This is a genomic window from Herbaspirillum sp. SJZ107 (genome assembly GCF_006715485.1).
Taxonomy (GTDB): domain Bacteria; phylum Pseudomonadota; class Gammaproteobacteria; order Burkholderiales; family Burkholderiaceae_D; genus Telluria.
On the sequence record NZ_VFNH01000006.1, the window covers coordinates 1 to 22,063 of the forward strand.

The window sequence follows — 22,063 nt, forward strand, 5'->3', positions numbered from 1 at the left end:
CTCTTTGATGTGGGTTGTTTGTTACCGGGGCCGTGCGGATTACGTGCCCGCCCCAGCGGGGACGTAATCCGCACGGAACCGCCTTTCGTCATGCATGAGAAGTGCCCATGCCCGGCGCGCGTTCTTGTTGGCCAGCGCGACAGCCGCGATATTCTTGTGTCGCCGCGACAGCAGGTGCCCGAGCCAACTGGTGGCAGTCTCGACCTTGTGTTCGGCGTGTCGAAGCACAGCACGCGCACCATGGATCAGCAGGGCACGCAGGTAACCGTCGCCCCGTTTGCTGATGCCCAGTAAAACCTGCTTGCCACCGCTGTAGTGCTGTCTGGGCACCAATCCCATCCACGCAGCTAACTGCCGGCCATTCTTGAAGCAGCGTACATCGCCAATCGACGCCACCAATGCGCTTGCGGTAATCGGGCCAATTCCTGGTATCTCGGCCAGTCGGCGGCTGGCTTCATTTTGCGCGTGCCAGAGCTGAATCTCTTTTTCCAGCTCGCCAACCTGACAGTCCAATTCCTTCAGATTCTCGGCAAGCCGCTGCAGCAGTTTACAGAAGCTGCCGGGTAACTGTCCGGTAGCGTCATCGGACAGCGATGCTAACTTGGGACCGAGATTGCAAAGCCCCTGTGGAAGGACGATCCCGAATTCAGCCAGCAGGCCACGGATCTGGTTGGCCTGGGCGGTCCTTGCCTTGACAAATCCTTGTCGCGCGCGGTGGACCGCCAGCAACGCCTGCTGCTGCTCTGTCTTGACCGCTACGAAGCGCATGTTAGGCCGGGTCACCGCTTCACAGATGGCTTCGGCATCGGCTGCATCGTTCTTGTTCGTCTTCACGTAGGGCTTCACGAACTGCGGGGCCATCAGCTTTACGGTGTGCCCCATCTCACTCAGCTTGCGTGCCCAATAGTGCGCGCTGCCGCAAGCCTCCATGCCAATCAGGCATGGCTCGAGCTTCACAAAAAACATCAGCAGTTCTGCGCGCCTGAGTTGCTTGCGCAGGCACGGCTTGCCGTGAAGATCGACACCGTGTATCTGGAATACCGATTTTGCCAAGTCGATGCCGCATGCACTAAGCTTCATGGTGGACGCTCCTTTCTGGTTGTGGATCGCTTACACATCCACTTTGGCACGTCGATGCCGTTTCAGGAAGGATGCGTCCATTCCATTAAAGCCATGCTGAACCATCCTTCATCGAACGCGCCTGAGCTGGAAGGAAAAGAGCGATGAATTTGAAGCAAGCACATCAGTACCTGGGCGAACTTCTCGCGGCTGGGATTGCACCCGAAACGCCCGTTGCTGGCCTGTCCCACGGCTGGCCTTGTGAGATTGTTGACGCCGTTTTACTGGAAGGGAGCTACAACGGCGATCCATTGCCTAAACTGAGCGCGTACACGCCGAAAACCGGCGTGGTCCTTGCGCTCGTTCCAATTGGTGAGGACCCGTCCGACCTGACGAACGAAGGCGAGCACGCACTTTCCGCATCGCCTGTCCCATTCCCTTAATCGCACCGGAAAACAACCTGGTGCGGATCGCACCCCGCGCCGGCCGGTAGCCGAAATGTGAGAAGAAGATGGGACTCTACTGCGACGAGAAGGCCGGCGACAAATTCATTGAGGGCACCGTGGACTGCTTGGCCGTACTTCACAAGGACTCGCCACCGGCGCCGCGTGCGCAACTTGCCGATACCCTCGACAAGCTGCTCTGAGAGGGCCCAGTGGCGGTAGCGCGGTCCAGCCCCTCGGCCCGATCTCCCGCTCAGCGCGGCTGCGGCAATTTCTTGGTGCGGTAATCCATTTGCGCGCGCGTGATGCCCAGCAGGCTGGCGGCCTTGCTGATATTGCCGTGCGCCGACTTCAGCGCCGCCTGCATCAGCGCATCCTCGATCTGGCCGAGCGTGGACTGCTGGCGCGCGATCACGCCCGACGCCCATTCGTCGATCGAGGTGCCGCTCGCCGGCCCCAGGCCGGTGGTCTCGGCCAGGCTCGGCATCGCCGGCGTCAGCGCGGCCAGCTCGGCCAGTCCCAGCTGCGTCGAGTTGGCCGGACTTTCGTCGACGCTGAACAGGTGCGGGATATCGATCGCACCGCCTTCGTCGGCCAGGATGATGCCGCGCTCGAGCACGTTTTCAAGTTCGCGGATATTGCCCGGCCACTGGTGCGTCAGCAAGGCCTGCATGGCGCGGTTGGTGACGCCGGAAACCTGGCGCCCGTGCCGCTGGCACAGCTCGCGCAGCAGTTTTTCGAGCAGCAGCGGGATGTCGGCGCGCCGTTCGCGCAGCGGCGGAATCAGGATCGGGAACACGTTCAGGCGGTAATACAGGTCCTTCCGAAACCGGCCCTCTTCGACCGCAACCTTCAGGTTTTCGTTGGTGGCGGCCACCACCCGCACGTCGACCTTGCGGGTCCTGGTGCTGCCCAGGTGTTCCAGTTCGCCGCTCTGCAGGACGCGTAGCAATTTGGCCTGCGCCGTCAGGCTCAGGCACGCGATTTCATCGAGGAAGATGGTGCCGCCGTCGGCCGCTTCAAACCGGCCCGGGCGCGATTCGTTGACGCCGGTGTAGGCGCCCTTGTCGACCCCGAACAATTCCGACTCCATCAGTTGCTCTGGCATCGCGGCGCAATTGAGCTGGATGAGGGGCTTGTTGGCGCGCGGGCTCTTGCTGTGCACTTCGCAGGCGAACATGCTTTTGCCGACGCCGCTTTCGCCGAGCAGCAGCACGGTGGCGCGCGTTCCCGCGACCCGGTTGATGCGGTGGATCACGCCGAAAAATCCGGCCGAGGCGCCGATTGCCACCGCATGCCCGCCGCTGCCGCCCCCAGCTGGCAAAGGCGCGCCAGATGCCGGCTGTGGCGCGCTGCCCGGCGCCACGCCACGGCGCTGCTGCAACGGTTGCGCCTCCAGATATTTCATGTCCAGTTCCGGATCGTCCCATTCTTCGACCGGCTTTCCGATCACGCGGCAATGGGCGGCGCCGGTCGAGCTGCATTCGACTTCGCGGAACAGGATCCGCTTGCCCATGAACGCGCTGCTGTAGCCGCTGGCGTAGCCGGTCTGCATCCAGCAGGCCGGCTCCGATCCCAGCCCGTAGATCGAGATGTGCGACTCGTCCTCGGACGAATCCTTCCACACCACCTCGCAATAGAAATGGCCGGTGGCGCTGTCGATTTCGAGCCGCACCGGTTCGGCCCGCACCACGCCTTCGAGGCCGTGCATTTGCGGACCGACCATGAACATATTGGTCTGGTTGTCGCCGGGCCGCACCTTGCGCGCCAGCGCCGCGTCCTTGGAGCCGGCCAGGTAGCCCATACGGGTCAGCAGGCCGCGCGCCGACTCGACCCCCAGCGATTCGATCAGTTCCTGGCGCAAGGCCCCGAAGGCCTCGGTGCGCAGCAGGATCATGCGGCTGTCGTCGAGCCAGATGCGGCCGTCGGTCGGGCTGAAATGCAGCCGTTCGGACAGGTCGCGAATATTTGGAAATATCTTGTCCTCGATCTTGTCGGGGATGTGAAGGCGCAGGCTCACGCCCGGCCCGGCCCCGGCGTCGGCCACTGTGGATTTCGACTGCATGGTCTCCTCGTTCTAATCTCAGGCGCCAGCACTGCCTTTTTTTTTAAGCTTTTGATGACATGCGCTTTTGGGCGAATTTCATGAATTGACTAATTGATACTCATGGACAACTTTGTGCGTTCGCAGCATCCATGCTCCGTATTGACTTGGCCGCGCCCAATCATATTGCCGTGCTTGCGGTGCAGCAAACGCACTTGAGGAATCAAACTGGCACACCGTTTGCTATGCGTTAGATGAATACCGCATATGTCGGTTTCTTATTTGTCTTTTTCAATATAGGGGCGGCTGATGTCCGAAGTCAATGCAAATAACCGCTGGGTAAGAGTTACCAATGAAACGGAAAACGGCTTCATCGAGTTCGAATTCTTCGTCGCCGACCGCGACCTGTGCGTGGAACTGATCCTGCCCGCAGCCGCCTTTCAGGAGTTTTGCGCAATCAATCAGGTCCGCTTCATCGACACTGGCGCGCCCGGCCTGATCACGCCGTCCGAGCCCGGCATTCCGCTGCGCCGGATCAAATAATTTTACAAGGAGACATGGGATGCAAGTTGACATCAAGAGCCTGAACATCAAGCCGCTGCGCCATACTTTCGACGCCGTGGCGCGCTTCACCGGCACCGACAAGCCGGCCTCGCGCTACCTTGAGGCGACCATTGGGCTGCAGCCGGAAACGAACTTCCACTACCAGCCGCTGTGGTCGAAGGACCGCGCCATCTTCGACAAGCGCAACACCGCGATCGAGATGGCCGACTGGTATCGCCTGCTGGACCCACGCCAATACTACTACGGTGCCTGGACCATCGCCCGCAGCAAGCAGCAGGATGCGGCCGAACGCAACTTTGCCTTTGTCGAAAAGCGCCAGATGCTGGCGACCATCCCCGCCGGACTGCGCGCGCAAATCGAGTACCTGCTGCTGCCGCTGCGCCATCTCGAGTACGCGGCCAACCTCAACAACTGCGCGATGTCGGCCAAGGGCTACGGTGTGTCGGTCACCCAGGCCACGATGATGTGCGCGATGGACCGGCTGGGGATTGCCCAGTACATCACCCGCATCGGCCTGATGCTGGCGGACGGCACCGACACCGCACTCAAGACCGCCAAGGCCGCATGGCAGAACGACCCGGCGTGGCAGGGCATGCGCGCGCTGGCCGAGAACATGCTGGTCACCGAAGACTGGTTCGAACTGTTCGTGACGCAGAACGTGGTGCTCGACGGCCTGCTGTATCCGCTGGTGTACCAGTCATTCGGCAACCTGGCCAGCGCATCGGGGCAGACCAGCTTCGCGATGCTGACCGAGTTCATGAGCGAGTGGTTCGACGAACACGCTCGCTGGACTGGCGCGGTGCTGAAGATCGCCGCCGCCGAATCGCCGGCCAACAAGGAGCAACTGGCGCAGTGGGTCGGCAAGTGGCAGCCGCAGGTACTGCAGGCGCTGCAGCCGGTCGCCGCGGCGGCGTTCGGCACCCAGGCCGGCACCGAACTCGATGCCTGCGCCGGCCAGCTGGCCGAACGCCTGGCCAAGAGCGGCCTTTAATACCTGAAAGCGGAGACAGAACATGACTGAAAAAATGGTTTTCCTGGCCTTGCAGGACAACGAAGAAGCACGCCCGATCCGCGAGTCGATCGAGGCCGACAACCCGCACGCCACGATCACGCAGTACCCGGGCCTCTACAAGATCGACGCCCCCGGGCGCCTGGTGGTCAAGCGTGAAAGCGTCGAAGAGCGCATCGGCCGCCCATGGGACCCGCAGGACATCCACCTGACGCTGGTGTCGCTGTCCGGAAATATCGACGAGACCGACGACTACTTTGCGCTGGAACGCGTCTGACCCAGGCGCAACCTCAAAACATCAAAGGAGACAATCGTGGCCCAAGCCAAGAAAATGAGTTTGAAGGACAAGTACACCACCATGACCAGCGACCTGGCCTGGGATTTTTCGTACAAGTCGCAGTCCGAGGTATTCCCGCTGTGCGACTTCGAAGGCATCAAGATCGAAGACTGGAGCAAGTGGGAAGACCCGTTCCGCCTGACCATGGACGCCTACTGGAAATACCAGGGTGAAAAGGAGCGCAAGCTGTACGCGGTGATCGACGCCTTCACCCAGAACAACGGACACCTCGGCGTGTCGGACGCGCGCTACATCAACAGCCTGAAGATCTTCCTGACGGCGGTCACCCCGCTCGAATACGGCGCCCACCGCGGCTTTGCGATGGCCGGCCGCGCCTTCCCCGGGGTCGGTGCCCAGGTCGCCTCGCAGATGCAGTCGATCGACGAACTGCGCCACGCGCAGACCCAGCTGCACACCATCAGCCAGTACAACAAGTACTTCGACGGCCTGCACGACCCGTTCCACATGTACGACCGCGCCTGGTACCTGTCGGTGCCGAAATCGTATTTCGAGGACGCGCTGTCGGCCGGCCCGTTCGAATTCGTCACCGCCATCTCGTTCTCGTTCGAGTACGTGCTGACCAACTTGCTGTTCATGCCCTTCATGTCGGGCGCCGCCTACAACGGCGACATGGCCACCGTGAACTTCGGCTTCTCGGCCCAGTCGGACGAATCGCGCCACATGACGCTGGGCCTGGAGGTGATCAAGTTCATCCTCGAGCAGCACCCCGACAACCTGCCCATCGTGCAGCGCTGGATCGACAAGTACTTCTGGCGCGGCTACCGCCTGCTCGGCATCGTCGGCATGATGATGGACTACATGCATCCGAAGCGCGTGATGTCGTGGAAAGAAGGCTGGGAGATGTACTTCGAGCAGAACGGCAAGGCGCTGTTCGACGACCTGGGACGCTACGGCATCACGATGCCCAAGTTCTGGGAGAAATCGGTCGAGGAGAAGGAACACATCACCCACCAGCTGTGGCTGACCTTCTACAGCGTCGGCAACGCCGCCGGCTTCCACACCTGGGTGCCCGAGGACTCCGAGCTGGACTGGCTGTCCGAAAAATACCCGAACACCTTCGACAAGTACTACCGCCCGCGCTTCGAATACCTGCGCGCCCAGGAAAAGGCCGGCAAGCGCTTCTACTCCCAAGCACTGCCGCAGCTGTGCCAGACCTGCCAGATCCCGATGGTCTATACCGACACCAGCAAGCCGACCGAGCGCGTGTACAAGCACAGCACCTACAACGGCGACAAATTCCATTTCTGTTCGGACGGCTGCAAGTCGGTGTTCGACCACGAGCCCGAAAAATATGTGCAGGCCTGGCTGCCGCCGCACCAGATCTTCCAGGGCAACTGCGGCGGCCCGACGATTCCCGATGTCCTCAAGTACTACCACTTCTCCGAGAACGACCCCGGCGAGTTCCTGCATTCGCGCGATAACGCCAACTGGAACGAGTGGAAGGGCCTGAACAAGGACGACGAGGCAGCGTGACACCAGGCGCCGGCCGCGGATCGTCCGGCGCAAGTACCACACAATCAGGAGACAACCATGGCAGTCAAAGCAGCATACGAAAACTACAGCGGCCCGAACGCGGACGCAGTCGAGAATTTCCACGGCAACCAGGTGGTGTACATCGGATGGGACGAGCACATGATGTTCCCGTTCGCCGGCGCCTTTCCGCTGCCGCCGCAGATGCCGTTCGGGGCGCTGGTCAAGGACCTGCTGCCGTCGGTGTATGGCGCCCATCCGGATTTCGCCAGGATCGACTGGGCCGCGACCGAATGGTCGCTCGACGGCGCGCGCTTCACGCCCGACATGGACAGGAGCATCGCCGAGAACGGCGTCGCCCACAAATCGCTGCTGCGCCTCGCAACCCCCGGCTTGAACGGCATCGGCAACACGGGTTTCTGAGGAGCTGGCATGAACGCGAGAATGTGTATTGAACCCCTGAGCCAGACCGTCGAGGTCGAGGCCGGGCAGACCCTGCTCGACGCCGCCCTGCGCGCCGGCGTCTACATCCCCCACGCATGCCTGCATGGCCTGTGCGGCACCTGCAAAGTGCAGGTGGTCGAGGGCGAAGTCGATATCGGCGACGCCTCGCCGTTTGCGCTGATGGATTTCGAGCGCGACGAAGGCAAGTGCCTGGCATGCGTAGCGACCGCCTCGTGCGATATCGTGATCGAAGCGGAGATCGACGAGGAACCCGACGCCGAGATGCATCCGATGCAGGACTTCACCGGCACCGTGGCGAAGATCGTCGATCTGACCCCGACCGCCAAGGGCGTGTACATCGAGCTCGATGGCGACGGCATCGATTTCCAGGCCGGCCAGTACGTGAACCTGCACGTGCCGGGGCTGGACCAGCCGCGCGCGTTCTCGCTCGCCAACGCACCGTCGCAAAAACGGATGATCGAGCTCAATATCCGCAACGTGCCCGGCGGCCAGGCCACCGGCTATATCCACAACCAGCTCAGGGAAGGCGACCGCCTGCGCCTGAACGGTCCCTACGGCCGCTTTTTCGTGCGCCGCTCGGCGCCCGAAAAGCTGCTGTTCCTGGCCGGCGGCACCGGCCTGTCGAGCCCCAAATCGATGATCCTCGACCTGCTCGAGCGCGGCGAGACGCGCGCCATCACGCTGGTCTACGGCGCCCGCCACCGTGCCGAGCTGTATGACGACGAGCTGTTCCGCGACCTGGCCGCGCGCCATCCCAACTTCACCTATGTGCCGGCGCTGTCGGCGCCGGCCGAGAGCGACGCATGGGAAGGCGAAACCGGCTTCGTGCACGACGTGGCGACGCGCCACTTCGGCGGTGACTTCCGCCAGCACAAGGCCTACATGTGCGGCCCGCCGGTAATGATCGACGCCTGCATCACGACGCTGATCCGCGGCCGCCTGTTCGAAAGGGATATGTACATGGAAAAATTCATCTCCGCCGCCGACTCCGAGTCGACCGCGCGCCGCAGCCCACTGTTCAAGGCGATCTGACATGGGAACCCTGACGACAACCGAAGGGCTCGACGCGGCGGCTTGCAAGCACACGGTGCGGGTCCGCGAAACCGGCGAAACCTACCAGTGCGGCAGCAGCGAAACGATCTTGCAGGGCATGGCGCGCATCGGCCGCAAATGCATTCCGGCGGGCTGCCTGAACGGCGGCTGCGGCGTGTGCAAGGTGGCGATCCGCGCCGGCGAGGTCCACAAGTCGGGCGCCATGAGCCGCGCCCACGTAACCGAGCAGGAAGAAGCAGCGGGCGTGGTGCTGGCATGCCGCGTGGTGCCCGACTGCGAAGTGGAGCTGGAAGTGGTGGGTAAGATGAAGAAAGCCTTCCTGCGTTCGTCAGCGGCGCCAAACGAGCAAAACCGATAGCAACCGAATTACAAAAAAGGAGACAGAAATGGGTGTCATGCGGATAGGCCACATCAGCATCAAGGTGATGGACATGGCGGCATCGGTGAAGCATTACGAAAACGTGGTCGGCATGAAGACCACCCACACCGACGCCGAGGGCAATGTGTACCTCAAATGCTGGGACGAGTGGGACAAGTATTCGGTGATCCTGACGCCATCGGACCAGGCGGGATTCAACCATGTGGCGTACAAGGTCGAGCGCGACAGCGACCTCGATGCGCTGGCCGAGCGGATCGGCGCGCACGGGATCGCGGTCGAGCACCTGGCGGCAGGCAGCCTGCCCGACTGCGGGCGCATGCTCCGGTTTGCCATGCCCAGCGGGCACGAGATGCGCCTGTTTGCGCAGAAGGAATGCGTCGGCACCGACGTCGGCTCGACCAACCCCGACCCTTGGCCGGACGACGTGCGCGGTGCCGGCGCGCACTGGCTCGACCACTGCCTGCTGATGTGCGAATTCGACCCCGCCAACGGCATCAACAAGGTCGCGGAAAACACCCGGTTCTTCATCGAGGCGCTCAACTTCTTCCAGACCGAGCAGATCACGGTGGGACCGGACGGCGCGTTCCAGCTGGCGTCGTTCCTGTCGCATTCGAGCAAGCCGCACGACATTGCCTTCGTCGGCGGCGAGCGCGCCGGCTTGCACCACCTGTCGTTCTTCCTCGATTCGTGGCACGACATCCTGAAGGCGGGCGACATCATGGCCAAGAACCGGGTGCGGATCGACGTGGCGCCGACGCGCCACGGCCTCACGCGCGGCGAGACGATCTACTTCTTCGACCCGTCGGGCAACCGCAATGAGACCTTTGCGGGGCTCGGCTACCAGGCGCAGCGCGACAAGCCGGTCGTGACCTGGACCGAGGACCAGGCCGGGCGCAGTATCTTCTATCACACCGGGGTATTGGAGGAGAGCTTCACGACCGTCTATACCTGACCTGGTCCGCGCCGCTTCTGCGGCGCTTTTTTTTTGCCTGGGCGATTGATACCTCAGCGGTATCAATGACGACCAATTTGGTATTGGATATGAAATGCGGTCATAGATATGATTTTTTTAACTCCCGAGACCAAGGGACCCATAAGGGGACAGACAATGGCTTACCTCAAGAATGCCTGGTATGTATCGGCCTTATCGACTGAAGTTGGCCCGGTGGAGCTGTTCCACCGGAAGATCATGGACACCTCGATACTGATCTATCGCAAGGAAGACGGCGTCGCGGTTGCGCTGCACGACCGTTGTCCGCACCGCTTCGCCCCGCTGCACCTGGGCAAACGCGACGGCGACCAGGTGATCTGCATCTACCACGCGCTGCGTTTCGATTGCACCGGCAAATGCACCCATAACCCGCATGGCGAAGGCCGCATTCCGCAGGCAGCCGTGGTGCGCAGCTTTCCCCTGGAAGAACGGCACGGCATGCTCTGGATCTGGATGGGCGACCAGCCCGCCGACCTGGCCAGGCTGCCCGATTTCGGCCCGCTCGACGAGGGCCACCCCCACGGCGTCGGTTACACCTACATGCACATGAAGGCGAACTACGAGCTGATCATCGATAACGTGATGGATCTGAGCCATATCGATCATCTGCATGGCGAAATCATCACCACGCGCGGCAAGCTGTCGCCAAAAGTCCCACAGATCAAGGAAGGCGCGCGGTCGATCTCGGCGCGCTGGGAGTGGGAGCAGACGCCGGCGATGCTGATCTTCGCCGACCACCTTCCCCAACCGAAGGAAGAAGCGCGCCACTTCTTCGATATCACGTGGACGCCGCCAGCGAACATCCAGCTGTCGGTGGGGGCCGTGCAGAACGACGGCGCGCTCGACCTCGCTAACTGCGTCGGCCAGTACGACCTGCACACGACCACGCCGGAGACAGAGAACAGCACGCACTACTTCTTCGCCACCCGCCGCAACCATATCGAGGACGACGCCGGCTACAACGACATGAAGATCAAGGCGATGCATGCCGCGTTCGAAAACGAGGACGGTCCGGTCATCACCGCCGCGCACGAGGAAATGGGCACCACCGATTTCTTCTCGCTCAAGCCGGTGCTGATGACGAACGATATCGCCCCGGTCAAGGTGCGCAGGCTGCTGTCCAAACTGATCAAGGAAGAACAGCGTCCCGACGCGCTCGCGCAGTAGCGCAACCGAATTACAAAAAAGGAGACAGAAATGGGTGTCATGCGGATAGGCCACATCAGCATCAAGGTGATGGACATGGCGGCATCGGTGAAGCATTACGAAAACGTGGTCGGCATGAAGACCACCCACACCGACGCCGAGGGCAATGTGTACCTCAAATGCTGGGACGAGTGGGACAAGTATTCGGTGATCCTGACGCCATCGGACCAGGCGGGATTCAACCATGTGGCGTACAAGGTCGAGCGCGACAGCGACCTCGATGCGCTGGCCGAGCGGATCGGCGCGCACGGGATCGCGGTCGAGCACCTGGCGGCAGGCAGCCTGCCCGACTGCGGGCGCATGCTCCGGTTTGCCATGCCCAGCGGGCACGAGATGCGCCTGTTTGCGCAGAAGGAATGCGTCGGCACCGACGTCGGCTCGACCAACCCCGACCCTTGGCCGGACGACGTGCGCGGTGCCGGCGCGCACTGGCTCGACCACTGCCTGCTGATGTGCGAATTCGACCCCGCCAACGGCATCAACAAGGTCGCGGAAAACACCCGGTTCTTCATCGAGGCGCTCAACTTCTTCCAGACCGAGCAGATCACGGTGGGACCGGACGGCGCGTTCCAGCTGGCGTCGTTCCTGTCGCATTCGAGCAAGCCGCACGACATTGCCTTCGTCGGCGGCGAGCGCGCCGGCTTGCACCACCTGTCGTTCTTCCTCGATTCGTGGCACGACATCCTGAAGGCGGGCGACATCATGGCCAAGAACCGGGTGCGGATCGACGTGGCGCCGACGCGCCACGGCCTCACGCGCGGCGAGACGATCTACTTCTTCGACCCGTCGGGCAACCGCAATGAGACCTTTGCGGGGCTCGGCTACCAGGCGCAGCGCGACAAGCCGGTCGTGACCTGGACCGAGGACCAGGCCGGGCGCAGTATCTTCTATCACACCGGGGTATTGGAGGAAAGCTTCACGACTGTTTGCACCTGACCAGGACGGAGGCACGCGTGGGCACGAGCACCCACGCGTTGCACGGGTCTACTCGGTCACCAGCTTGATCTTGCGGCTGCGTACCTTGCGTACGATGTCGAGAAACCCCATCAGCGCCGGCGAGGCATTGTCCGCGCGGTACACGCAGCTCAGGTCGACCTTCGCCTCCGCCGAGCGCAGCGGGTGGTAGCGCACGCCGGGCAGCTGCAGGTTCACCGCCGATTCCGGCACCACCGCCATCCCCAGCCCGGCCGACACCAGCGCAATGCAGGTCATCACGTCTTCCACCTCATGCACCACGTTGGGCGTCAAGCCCTCGTCGCGCAGCAGCGACACCACGTTGTCGGCAAAGGTCGGGCGCACGTTGTTGGGGAACAGGATCAGCGGCTGGTTGTTCAGGTCCCTGACCGCCAGCGTACGCCGCCGCACCAGCTCGTGGTCCTTGTGCATCGCCACGTACAGGCTTTCCATCATCACCGTCTCCACCACCAGCTCCTCCACCTCAGGGAACACGCGGTTAAAGCCGATGTCGAGCCGTTTCTCGCGCACCGCCTCGACCTGCTGGATCTTGGTCGTGTTCTGCAGCGAGATGACGATGTCGGGATGGGTCTTGCGCAGTTCGATCAAGAGGGTCGGAATCACGTTCAGGATCGCCGAGCCGAACACGCCGATGTCGAGCCGTCCCAGCTGCCCCTGGTGCGCCAGCCGCGTCTTGTTGGTGGCCTGGTCGGTAAGGTCGACGATCTTGCGCGCCTCCTCCAGGAACACCGCGCCGGCCGGGGTCAGGGCCACGCCGCGCGTGGTTCGCTCGAACAGCACCACGCCCATGCTCGCCTCGAGCTGCTGGATCTGGCGCGTCAGCGGCGGCTGCGAAATGTGCAGCCGGCCAGCGGCGCGCGTGAAATTGAGCTCGCTGGCGAGCACCAGGAAGTAACGGATCTGACGCAGGTCCATTGGAATTGACCGAGGAAGGAGACTGCAAAGTTATACCCCAGGCGCATCGATTGCGCAACGTAAAGCCATACCTATTCGGTATCAATCAAGACCTATTTAGTATTTTACAGAATGAAACGCGCTCCATAGGATCGTAGTCAAGGAGGCAGCACATGACACCAGGATCAGACCAGCAGGAATTTGGGTGGGAAGCGGCGCAGCGCGCCGCCGTGGGCGCGGTCCGCCACGCCGTCGAACTGGGCGTCAGGATCAATGTTGCCCTGGTCGATGCCGGCGGCAATCCACTCGCTTTCCTGCGCATGGGCGGTGCGCCGCTGCACTCGATCGGTATCAGCGAGGACAAGGCCTACACCGCGCTGAGCTTCGGTTTGCCGACCAGCCAGTGGGGCAAGGTGCTGGAGCAGGAGTCGGCCGCGCTGCGCCAGGGCCTTCCCCTGCGCCCACGGTTCGTGATGTTTGGCGGCGGGCTGCCGATCCGGGCCGGCGCTGCCGTGATCGGCGCGATCGGCGTCTCGGGCGCCTCCGAGGAACAAGATGAAGCATGTGCGCGCGCCGGCCTGGCCGCCGCGTCGCTCGAGTCGTAACCGCGAATCCAAGGACCTTACCAATGAAAGAAATACTTAACTTCATCAACGGCGAATTTGTCGCAACCACCGACTGGTTCGACAAGACGACCCCGTACGACGGCAAGGTGATCGCCCGCGTCGCGGCCGCCGGCAAGCCCGAGGTCGATGCCGCGGTACGCGCCGCCCGCAGCGCGCTTGACGGCCCCTGGGGCAAGCTGGCGGTCGGCGACCGCGTCGACATGCTGTACGCGGTGGCCGACGAAATCACCCGCCGCTTCGACGATTTCGCCGAAGCCGAAATGAGCGACATCGGCCAGCCGTCCCACTTCATCCGCCACGTCGACGTGCCGCGCGGCGCCGCCAACTTCAAGATCTTCGCTGACGTGGTCAAGAACGTGCCGTCCGAATTCTTCGAAATGGCCACCCCCGACGGACGCGGCGCGCTGAACTATTCGCTGCGCCGCCCGGTCGGCGTGGTGGCGGTCATCTGCCCGTGGAACCTGCCGTTCCTGCTGATGACCTGGAAACTCGGCCCGGCGCTCGCGTGCGGCAACACGGTCGTCGTCAAACCTTCCGAGGAAACGCCGCAGACCGCCGCCCTGCTGGGCGAAGTGATGAACAAGGTGGGCATGCCGAAGGGCGTGTTCAACGTGGTCAACGGCTTCGGCCCGGACGCCGCCGGCGAGTTCCTGACCACCCACCCCGGCGTCAGCGCCATCACCTTCACCGGCGAGACGCGCACCGGCGCGGCCATCATGAAGGCCGCAGCGGACGGCGCCCGTCCTGTGTCGCTCGAAATGGGCGGCAAGAACGCCGCCATCGTCTTTGCCGATTGCGACATGGACGCTGCCATCGAAGGCACCTTGCGCTCCGCCTTTGCCAACTGCGGCCAGGTATGCCTGGGCACCGAGCGCGTGTACGTCGAGCGCCCGATCTTCGACGAATTCGTCAGCCGCCTGAAGCGCGGCGCCGAGAGCATGAAGCCCGGCCTGCCCGCCGACCCGGCCAGCAAGATGGGCCCCCTGATCTCGCAGGAGCACCGCGACAAGGTGCTGTCGTACTACCGCAAGGCGGTGGAAGAGGGCGCCACCGTCGTCACCGGCGGCGGGGTTCCGGACATGCCGGCCGCACTGGAAGCCGGCTCGTGGGTCGAGCCGACCATCTGGACCGGCCTGCCCGACAGCGCGGCGGTGATGCGCGACGAGATCTTCGGCCCGTGCTGCCACATCTCCCCATTCGACAGCGAAGAAGAAGTCATCCGCCGCGCCAACGACAACCCCTACGGCCTGGCCGCCGCGGTGTGGACCACCAACCTGCAGCGCGCGCATCGCCTCGGCGGCGTACTGGAAGCGGGCATCGTCTGGGTCAACTCCTGGTTCCTGCGCGATTTGCGCACGCCGTTTGGCGGCTCCAAGCAGTCGGGCATCGGGCGCGAAGGCGGCGTCCATTCGCTCGAGTTTTATACCGAACTTAAAAACGTGTGCATCAAACTGTGACCATGGACAAGACACTCATTACCCAGCTCGGCGACGAACTGTACCAGGCTCTGATTACGCGTTCGGTGATCGATCCGCTGACCGCGCGCCACCCCGAGCTGAGGGTGGAACATGCCTACCGCATCCAGCAGCGCATGATCGAACGCCGGGTCGAAGCCGGCGAACGCATCATCGGCAAGAAGATCGGCGTCACCTCGCGCGCCGTGATGAACATGCTCGGCGTGTACCAGCCCGACTTCGGCTACATGCTCGACGGGATGATCTACAACGAAGGCGCGTCGGTGCCGATCGACACCCTGATCCAGCCCAAGGCCGAGGGCGAGATCGCCTTCATCCTCAAGAAGGACCTGATGGGCCCCGGCGTGACCAACGCCGAGGTGCTGGCCGCCACCGAATGCGTGATGCCGTGCTTCGAGATCGTCGACTCGCGCATCCGCGACTGGAAGATCAAGATCGGCGACACCGTGGCCGACAACGCTTCGTGCGGGGTGTTCGTGCTGGGCGACCAGGCGGTCGATCCGCGCAAGATCGACCTCTCGCTGTGCGGCATGGTCCTTGAGCGCAACGGCGAAATCATCGCCACCGGGGCCGGCGCCGCGGCCCTCGGCTCGCCGGTAAATGCGGTGGCGTGGCTGGCCAACACCATGGGCGCGCTTGGCATTCCGCTCAAGGCCGGCGAAGTCATCCTGTCCGGCGCACTGGCGGCGATGTTCCCCGCCAAGGCCGGCGACAGCTTCCGCGTCAGCATCGGCGGCCTTGGCGGCTGCTCGGTGCGCTTCCATTGACGTCCAGGACCTGGCTTTACCTAACGACTTTATCGGAGCATCTTCCATGAAAAAAATCAAATGCGCAGTGATCGGGCCGGGCAATATCGGCACCGACCTGCTGGCCAAGCTGCAGCGCAGCGCCGTGCTGGAACCGGTCTGGATGGTGGGCATCGACCCGGATTCGGACGGCCTAAAGCGCGCCCGCGAGATGGGCATCAAGACCACCGCCGACGGCGTTGACGGCCTGCTGCCGCACGTCATCGAAGACGGTGTGCAGATCGCGTTCGACGCCACCAGCGCCTATGTCCACGCCGAAAATTCGCGCAAGCTCAACGCGCTGGGAGTGCTGATGATCGACCTCACGCCGGCCGCGATCGGCCCGTTCTGCATCCCGCCGGTGAACCTGAAGACGTTGGTCGGCAAGAGCGAAATGAACGTGAACATGGTCACTTGCGGTGGCCAGGCGACGATCCCGATGGTGGCTGCGGTGTCGCGCGTGCAGCCGGTGGCGTACGGCGAAATCATCGCCACCGTCGCGTCGCGCTCCGCCGGTCCCGGCACCCGCAAGAATATCGACGAATTCACCCGCACCACGGCCGGCGCGATTCGCGACGTGGGCGGCGCAAAGGAGAGCAAGGCGATCATCGTGTTGAACCCGGCCGAGCCGCCGATCATCATGCGCGACACCGTGCACTGCATGACCGAGTCGGCGCCCGACGAGGAGCGCATCACCGCCTCGATCCACGCCATGATCGCCGACGTGCAGAAATACGTGCCCGGCTACAAACTGGTCAACGGCCCGGTCTTCGACGGCAACCGCGTATCGGTGTTCCTTGAAGTGGAAGGGCTGGGCGACTACCTGCCGAAATACGCCGGCAACCTCGACATCATGACGGCGGCCGCCGCCCGCACCGCCGAGATGTTTGCCGAAGAACTGCTGAACGGCAGCCTCACGCTCGAACGCGTGGCCGCCTGACCCAAGGAGAGAAGAGATGAACCTTAAAGGCCGGAAGATTATTTTGCATGACAATACGCTGCGCGACGGCATGCACCCGAAGCGCCACCAGATCACGATCGAGCAGATGATCGCGGTGGCCAAGGGTCTCGACGAAGCCGGCATGCCGCTGCTCGAGATCACCCATGGCGACGGCCTCGGCGGCGGCTCGGTGAACTACGGCTTTCCGCTGCATAGCGATGTCGAGTACCTCAACGCGGTGCTGCCGCACCTCAAGCGCACCAAAGTGTCGGCGCTGCTGGTGCCCGGCATCGGCACCGTCGACCACCTGCGCGCGGCGCACGACTGCGGCCTGCACACGGTGCGGGTGGCGACCCACTGCACCGAAGCCGACGTGGCGGAGCAGCACATCGCGGTGGCGCGTAAGCTGGGCCTCGACACCGTCGGGTTCCTGATGATGGCGCACATGAATACCCCCGAGAAGCTGGCCGGGCAGGCCAAGCTGATGGAGTCGTTCGGCGCCGAATGCGTGTACGTGACCGATTCGGCCGGCTACCTGCTGCCGGACGGCGTGACCGAGCGCGTGGCCGCGCTGCGCGCCGTGCTCAGGCCCGAGACCCAGATCGGCTTCCACGGCCATGACAACCTGGCGATGGGCGTGGCCAATTCGCTGGCCGCCGTGGAAGCGGGCGCGGTGCGCATCGACGGCTCGACCAACGGCCTGGGCGCGGGCGCCGGCAATACCCGGCTCGAAGTGTTCGTGGCAGTCTGCAACCGCATGGAGATCGAGACCGGCGTTGACCTGTACCAGATCATGGACGTGGCCGAAGACATCGTGCTGCCGATGATGGACCACATGGTGCGCATCGACCGCGACGCGCTGACCCTGGGCTATGCCGGCGTGTACTCGACCTTCCTGCTGTTCGCCAAGCGCGCCTCGGCGAAGTACGGCGTGTCGGCGCGCGACATCCTGGTGGAGCTGGGGCGGCGCGGCATGGTGGCGGGTCAGGAAGACATGATCGAGGACACCGCGATGACCCTGGCGCGCGAGCGGAGGATGGCAGCATGAATCTCGACCACGCAACCATCGTACGCCTCGCGCAGCACCTGGAAGACTGCGAGCTGGAGGCACGCGACACCACCAAGATCACTGAGGATTATCCGGGCATGGACTGGGACGACGCCTACGCGATCCAGGACGAGATAAGGCGCCGCAAGGTAGCGCGCGGCGGCAAGATCGTCGGCCTCAAGGCCGGCCTCACCTCGCACGCAAAGATGAAGCAGATGGGCGTCGAAATACCGGTCTTCGGGTTCCTGGCCGATTCCTTCGCGGTGCCGGACGGCGGCGAGTGCAAGGTGGCGCAGCTGATCCACCCGAAGGCGGAGCCGGAGATCGCCTTCGTCACCAAGCGCGCACTGAAGGGCCCCGGCTGCCACATCGGCGCGGTGCTGGCGGCGACCGATTTCGTCATGCCGGGGATCGAGGTGATCGATTCGCGCTACCGCGACTTCAAGTTCGACCTGAAGAGCGTCGTTGCGGATAACACGTCGGCAGTGCGCTTCGTGGTCGGCGGCCGCCCGGTCGCTGTGGGCGAAGTAGACCTGCGCACGGCCGGCATCGTACTGGAAAAGAATGGCGAGCCGGTGGCCTTCGGCGCCGGCGCGGCCGTGCTGGGCCACCCGGCCGCGGCCATCGCGATGCTGGCCAACCATCTCGGTGCGCGCGGCGAGGAAATCCCGGCCGGCAGCCTGATTCTGTCGGGCGGCATAACGGAAGCGGTGGCGGTGCAGGCCGGCGATTCGGTTTGCCTGCGGATTCAGGGCATGGGCAGTGTTGGCATGCGCTTCGTATAAAATACTTATCAAAGGAATTCATCATGCCGTTCGCTCAGATTTATCTGCTGGAAGGCCGGACCGAGGAACAGAAGCGCGCCGTCATCGAGAAGGTGACGCAGGCGCTGTCCGAGGCGGTGGGTGCGCCGAAGGAAAACGTGCGCGTCTGGATGCATGACGTGCCGAACACCAATTGGGGTATCGGCGGCGTCAGCGCCAAGGACCTGGGGCGCTGATCATGACGACCAATCCGAACCCAGAAATCGGCAAGACCGTCGTTGCCAACGGCGTCAAGACGAACTACCACGAGCAGGGCGAGGGAGCGCCGGTGCTGCTGATCCACGGTTCCGGCCCGGGCGTGACCGGCTGGGCCAACTGGCGCCTGACCATGCCGGCGCTGGCCAGACAGTTCCGCGTGCTGGCGCCCGACATGGTGGGCTTCGGCTACACCGAGCGCCCGGCGGGCGTCCAATACAACATGGACACCTGGGTCAGCCACATCATCGACTTCATGGACGCGCTGGGCATCGAGCGCGCGCACGTGGTCGGCAACTCGTTCGGCGGCGGGCTGGCGCTGGCGCTGGCGATCCGCGCGCCGCAGCGGGTCAACCGCCTGGTGCTGATGGGCAGCGCCGGCATCGCGTTTCCGATCACCGAGGGCCTCGACCGGGTGTGGGGCTACACGCCGTCGCTCGACAACATGCGTGGCCTGCTCGACGTGTTCGCGTACAACCGCAACCTGGTCAATGACGAGCTGGCGCGGATGCGCTACGAGGCGAGTATCCGGCCTGGATTCCAGGAAGCGTTTTCGCAAATGTTCCCGGCGCCGCGCCAGCGTGGCGTCGATGGGCTGGCGAGCCCGGTGGAAGCAATCCGCGCGCTGCCGCACGAGACCATGGTGGTCCACGGCCGCGAGGACAAAGTAATACCGCTGGAGAGCTCGTACCAGCTGTTCGGGCTGATTCCGAAATCGCAGCTGCACGTGTTCGGGCAGTGCGGTCACTGGACCCAGATCGAGCATGCGGCGCGCTTCAACCAGCTGGTTGGCGACTTTTTCGCCGAGGGGGAAGACTGACAGAAGTACCAGCTCATCAGGCGCCGGCGGCGGCCACCACGATTCCAGTGACGGCCATTCTGTGGCTGTCGCTGGCGGCGTTTTGCAGCGCGATGTCGTCGCGCGTGGCCGACGCCCAGCTGCCGAACCTGGCCAGCGAGTTCAGCGTTTCGCTGGGCGTGGCATCGGCGGTCATCACCTGCTTCGCCATCGCATGGGGTGCGTCGCAGCTGTTCTTCGGCCCCCTGGGCGACCGCTTCGGCAAGTACGTCGTAGTCGGTTGGGCCTGTGTGGCCTGCGCGTTCACCGCGACGCTATGCGGGCTGGCGCCAAGCTTCCCGATGCTGCTGGGTGCGCGCCTGCTGGCGGGCGCCACTGCCGCCGCGACCATTCCCTTGTCGATGGCGTGGATCGGCGATGTGGTGCCTTACGAGCGGCGCCAGCCGGTCCTGGCGCGCTTCCTGCTGGGGCAGATTGGCGGCTTGTCGTCCGGCGTGATGGTGGGCGGACTGGCGGCCGACTACCTGGGTTGGCGCGCGCCGTTCTTTGGCATTGCGCTGGCGTTCGCCGCACTCTCGGTGGCGCTGCTGTCGATGAACCGGCGCCTGCCCGAGCGCGCGCGCCAGGTGCGCAAGGCGGAAGGCCACGCGGTGCGCCGCATGCTCGCCGAGTTTGGCCATGTGCTGTCCTCGCGCTGGGCGCGCGTGGTGCTGCTGACGGTGTTCGTGGAAGGCGCGTTCGTGTATGGCGCCTTCCCCTTCATTGCTTCGCACCTGCATCGCCTGCACGGGGTATCGCTGTCGAAGGCCGGCAGCCTGGTGATGCTGTTCGGACTGGGCGGGGTGCTGTTTGCGACGACCTCGGGCATGCTGGTCAGGCGCCTTGGGGAAGTGGGCCTGGCACGCTGGGGCGGGACGATTCTGGGTGCGGGCATGTTGCTGGCGGCGCTGGCGCCTTCGTGGCCGTGGGCGATTCCCGGATGCCTGTTGGCCGGGCTTGGGTTCTACATGCTGCATAACACCTTGCAAATCAACGCCACGCAGATGGCGCCGGAACGGCGTGGCGCGGCGGTATCGGCCTTTTCGTCCTGCTTCCTGCTCGGGCAATCCGCCGGGATGGCATTGGCGGGGGCGCTGGTGGAGGGGATCGGTACCACGACGGTGATTGCGGCCGGCGCACTGGGGGCAGTGGCGGTGGCGATGAATTTCGCGCGGCTGCGGGCGCGCAAGCTGGCGGCTGGTTGAAGAAAATGGGTTTCTCACAGGCCTGGGCGCGATGTTGATCAGGATTGAGCTCGCAACGATTGGGCTGGTTCGATCCCAGCCAGCCGCACCACCCAAGTTCGCCTTGAACCGTTTGCATCAATGAGTTGTTGAGAGGTTTGCAGGCGAGTTGCAGCCGAGACAAAAGCAATCCGATGTACTGTCGCGCGTCTTTGCGCTGGACGCGGGCGCAGCGGCGCAATGGCTGTCGCTCGCGGTCGAACTCTGGCGTGCGACTCGGCCCGATTTGCTCTGTGCCTTGGTGCGTCATTGCTGGGCTTGGACCGCTGGAGCCAATGGGATAGGTTGTGGACCCGATGAGGAGCCAGGCGACCTGTCGTTCGAGTGGAACGATGCCTACTTCACAGCCGCGCTCGCAGCAGCGGTCTCGATCGGCGACGGGGGAATTGAAGAGTATGTGCTTAAACCCCTCGCTCAATTGCCGGAAGAGCCATTGTTCGATGCCATGGAAGCTGTGCTGCATGCGTTGGATCCGCTGTGGCTGGACGGCAAGGTGGTGTCGGACAGCACAGCCGTATCAATCCGCGAGACGCTGGCGCAGCAGCTCGTGGCGACCCAGAGATGGCGCCGCTCGGCATCCAAGTGCTCCTCGGGAATAGAACTTCATGTTGCCGGAGCGGTTGCTGCGATGTTCATGGGGCAACACAACATCGGACAAGGCCCTTGCTGCTACGTTCACCCCCTCGGGGCCGCGCGTACTGCCTTGCTGCTGTCCTTGCTCGCGCCATTAACGGAGCAGGCATCCGGGTCTATGTTCGTCGCTTTCGCATTCCTCAGCCTGCTGGAGGTCGAGCCGCACGCGGATCGGCTGAAGTTCATGGCACGTGCAGTGGTGGCGTGGTGGCAAATGCAGGGCGCAAATGCCGAGTTCTGGATTGAGTACGGGGTCGGGGAGCGCGTCTGCAACTGGGTTGGCAAGGCGGTACTAGACGCACCCGTCTCGCCTGCAGTGCTCGACGGGGCAGAACTAAAAGCCATCGTCGACATTCTGGCCCAATGCGGTACGCCGTTGGCGAGAGCGCTCGAAGAACGCCTTGCGGCACACGGAGCATGCTGGTGCCGGGACCGCTTCGTTGTTGTAACGGGGTGGCGTGGCGCCGACGAAGCCGGGCAGATCCAGGCCGTATAAAACCTGTAGCGTGTACAGAGCCAATCAGTATTCCAGCTTCTGGGTTGCA

The 22,063-nt window shown here is 63.7% G+C and carries 24 protein-coding genes and 1 tRNA gene; 22 read left to right on the forward strand and 3 right to left on the reverse strand.

The window, feature by feature from the left end; all coding sequences use genetic code 11:
* Positions 1-39: 39 nt before the first annotated feature.
* On the reverse strand, positions 40-1,080 hold the full coding sequence (locus FBX97_RS27855) for an IS110 family transposase (protein ID WP_141839006.1): 1,041 nt from the start codon (positions 1,078-1,080) through the stop codon (positions 40-42).
* 143 nt (positions 1,081-1,223) lie between these two features.
* On the opposite strand from FBX97_RS27855, the gene FBX97_RS27860 reads away from it, so the two are divergent.
* A complete protein-coding gene (locus tag FBX97_RS27860) occupies positions 1,224-1,502 on the forward strand; it encodes a hypothetical protein (protein WP_141839008.1) in 279 nt (92 codons plus the stop codon).
* 253 nt (positions 1,503-1,755) lie between these two features.
* On the opposite strand, the gene FBX97_RS27865 is transcribed toward FBX97_RS27860, so the two are convergent.
* Positions 1,756-3,567, reverse strand: coding sequence for a sigma-54-dependent Fis family transcriptional regulator (locus FBX97_RS27865; RefSeq protein ID WP_141839010.1), 1,812 nt, complete (start codon positions 3,565-3,567; stop codon positions 1,756-1,758).
* A gap of 288 nt (positions 3,568-3,855) precedes the next feature.
* Here FBX97_RS27865 and FBX97_RS27870 point away from each other — a divergent pair, with 288 nt between their 5' ends.
* The 10 genes from FBX97_RS27870 to FBX97_RS27915 all read left to right on the forward strand — a co-directional run bounded on the left by FBX97_RS27870 (position 3,856) and on the right by FBX97_RS27915 (position 11,977).
* Complete coding sequence (locus FBX97_RS27870; protein ID WP_034303249.1) at positions 3,856-4,089, forward strand: phenol hydroxylase subunit; 234 nt, start codon at positions 3,856-3,858, stop codon at positions 4,087-4,089.
* 19 nt (positions 4,090-4,108) lie between these two features.
* Positions 4,109-5,101, forward strand: a complete 993-nt coding sequence (locus FBX97_RS27875) for an aromatic/alkene monooxygenase hydroxylase subunit beta (protein WP_141839012.1) — start codon at positions 4,109-4,111, stop codon at positions 5,099-5,101.
* Between the two features lie 22 nt (positions 5,102-5,123).
* Complete coding sequence (locus FBX97_RS27880; RefSeq protein WP_034303245.1) at positions 5,124-5,396, forward strand: MmoB/DmpM family protein; 273 nt, start codon at positions 5,124-5,126, stop codon at positions 5,394-5,396.
* Between the two features lie 36 nt (positions 5,397-5,432).
* Complete coding sequence (locus tag FBX97_RS27885) at positions 5,433-6,950, forward strand: aromatic/alkene/methane monooxygenase hydroxylase/oxygenase subunit alpha (RefSeq protein WP_141839014.1); 1,518 nt, start codon at positions 5,433-5,435, stop codon at positions 6,948-6,950.
* Between the two features lie 57 nt (positions 6,951-7,007).
* A complete protein-coding gene (locus tag FBX97_RS27890) occupies positions 7,008-7,370 on the forward strand; it encodes a phenol hydroxylase subunit P4 (RefSeq protein WP_050469175.1) in 363 nt (120 codons plus the stop codon).
* Positions 7,371-7,379: 9 nt separating this feature from the next.
* Positions 7,380-8,444: an NADH:ubiquinone reductase (Na(+)-transporting) subunit F gene (locus FBX97_RS27895; RefSeq protein WP_141839016.1), complete on the forward strand. Its 1,065-nt coding sequence runs from the start codon at positions 7,380-7,382 to the stop codon at positions 8,442-8,444.
* A 1-nt stretch (position 8,445) separates the two neighbouring features.
* A complete protein-coding gene (locus FBX97_RS27900) occupies positions 8,446-8,823 on the forward strand; it encodes a 2Fe-2S iron-sulfur cluster-binding protein (protein WP_141839018.1) in 378 nt (125 codons plus the stop codon).
* Between the two features lie 28 nt (positions 8,824-8,851).
* On the forward strand, positions 8,852-9,796 hold the full coding sequence (locus FBX97_RS27905; RefSeq protein WP_034303239.1) for a catechol 2,3-dioxygenase: 945 nt from the start codon (positions 8,852-8,854) through the stop codon (positions 9,794-9,796).
* Positions 9,797-9,952: 156 nt separating this feature from the next.
* Positions 9,953-11,002 carry an aromatic ring-hydroxylating dioxygenase subunit alpha gene (locus FBX97_RS27910; protein ID WP_221631890.1) on the forward strand — a complete coding sequence of 350 codons (1,050 nt, stop codon included), beginning with the start codon at positions 9,953-9,955 and terminating at the stop codon, positions 11,000-11,002.
* A gap of 30 nt (positions 11,003-11,032) precedes the next feature.
* Positions 11,033-11,977, forward strand: coding sequence for a catechol 2,3-dioxygenase (locus FBX97_RS27915; protein WP_141839022.1), 945 nt, complete (start codon positions 11,033-11,035; stop codon positions 11,975-11,977).
* Positions 11,978-12,025: 48 nt separating this feature from the next.
* Here the strand turns inward: FBX97_RS27915 and FBX97_RS27920 are convergent, their stop codons facing one another.
* Entirely contained in the window at positions 12,026-12,931 is a 906-nt protein-coding gene (locus FBX97_RS27920; protein WP_050469173.1) for a LysR family transcriptional regulator, read from the reverse strand.
* 152 nt (positions 12,932-13,083) lie between these two features.
* Here FBX97_RS27920 and FBX97_RS27925 point away from each other — a divergent pair, with 152 nt between their 5' ends.
* The 11 genes from FBX97_RS27925 (at position 13,084) to FBX97_RS27970 (ending at position 22,014) form a co-directional block, all read left to right on the forward strand.
* Positions 13,084-13,515 carry a heme-binding protein gene (locus FBX97_RS27925; RefSeq protein WP_034303235.1) on the forward strand — a complete coding sequence of 144 codons (432 nt, stop codon included), beginning with the start codon at positions 13,084-13,086 and terminating at the stop codon, positions 13,513-13,515.
* Between the two features lie 23 nt (positions 13,516-13,538).
* The gene (locus FBX97_RS27930) at positions 13,539-14,993 is read left to right on the forward strand and encodes a 2-hydroxymuconic semialdehyde dehydrogenase (RefSeq protein WP_141839025.1); all 1,455 of its coding nucleotides are present in this window, start codon (positions 13,539-13,541) and stop codon (positions 14,991-14,993) included.
* A gap of 2 nt (positions 14,994-14,995) precedes the next feature.
* Positions 14,996-15,778, forward strand: a complete 783-nt coding sequence (gene dmpE, locus FBX97_RS27935) for a 2-oxopent-4-enoate hydratase (RefSeq protein ID WP_141839027.1) — start codon at positions 14,996-14,998, stop codon at positions 15,776-15,778.
* Positions 15,779-15,824: 46 nt separating this feature from the next.
* Positions 15,825-16,736, forward strand: a complete 912-nt coding sequence (locus FBX97_RS27940; protein ID WP_050469171.1) for an acetaldehyde dehydrogenase (acetylating) — start codon at positions 15,825-15,827, stop codon at positions 16,734-16,736.
* Between the two features lie 16 nt (positions 16,737-16,752).
* Positions 16,753-17,784, forward strand: a complete 1,032-nt coding sequence (gene dmpG, locus FBX97_RS27945; protein ID WP_034303227.1) for a 4-hydroxy-2-oxovalerate aldolase — start codon at positions 16,753-16,755, stop codon at positions 17,782-17,784.
* Positions 17,781-18,569 (forward strand): 2-oxo-3-hexenedioate decarboxylase, encoded by a 789-nt coding sequence (gene dmpH, locus FBX97_RS27950; RefSeq protein WP_141839029.1) that lies wholly within the window; start codon positions 17,781-17,783, stop codon positions 18,567-18,569. Before dmpG ends, dmpH begins: the two co-directional genes overlap by 4 nt.
* Before the next feature lie 23 nt (positions 18,570-18,592).
* On the forward strand, positions 18,593-18,784 hold the full coding sequence (locus FBX97_RS27955; RefSeq protein WP_034303223.1) for a 2-hydroxymuconate tautomerase: 192 nt from the start codon (positions 18,593-18,595) through the stop codon (positions 18,782-18,784).
* Between the two features lie 2 nt (positions 18,785-18,786).
* Complete coding sequence (locus tag FBX97_RS27960) at positions 18,787-19,623, forward strand: alpha/beta fold hydrolase (RefSeq protein WP_034303221.1); 837 nt, start codon at positions 18,787-18,789, stop codon at positions 19,621-19,623.
* A gap of 47 nt (positions 19,624-19,670) precedes the next feature.
* Positions 19,671-20,846, forward strand: a complete 1,176-nt coding sequence (locus FBX97_RS27965) for an MFS transporter (RefSeq protein WP_255517664.1) — start codon at positions 19,671-19,673, stop codon at positions 20,844-20,846.
* Positions 20,835-20,937 (forward strand) — tRNA-OTHER (locus FBX97_RS29770). Before FBX97_RS27965 ends, FBX97_RS29770 begins: the two co-directional genes overlap by 12 nt.
* Positions 20,938-20,994: 57 nt before the next feature.
* Entirely contained in the window at positions 20,995-22,014 is a 1,020-nt protein-coding gene (locus FBX97_RS27970; protein WP_185748783.1) for a hypothetical protein, read from the forward strand.
* The last annotated feature ends 49 nt before the right edge of the window (positions 22,015-22,063 follow it).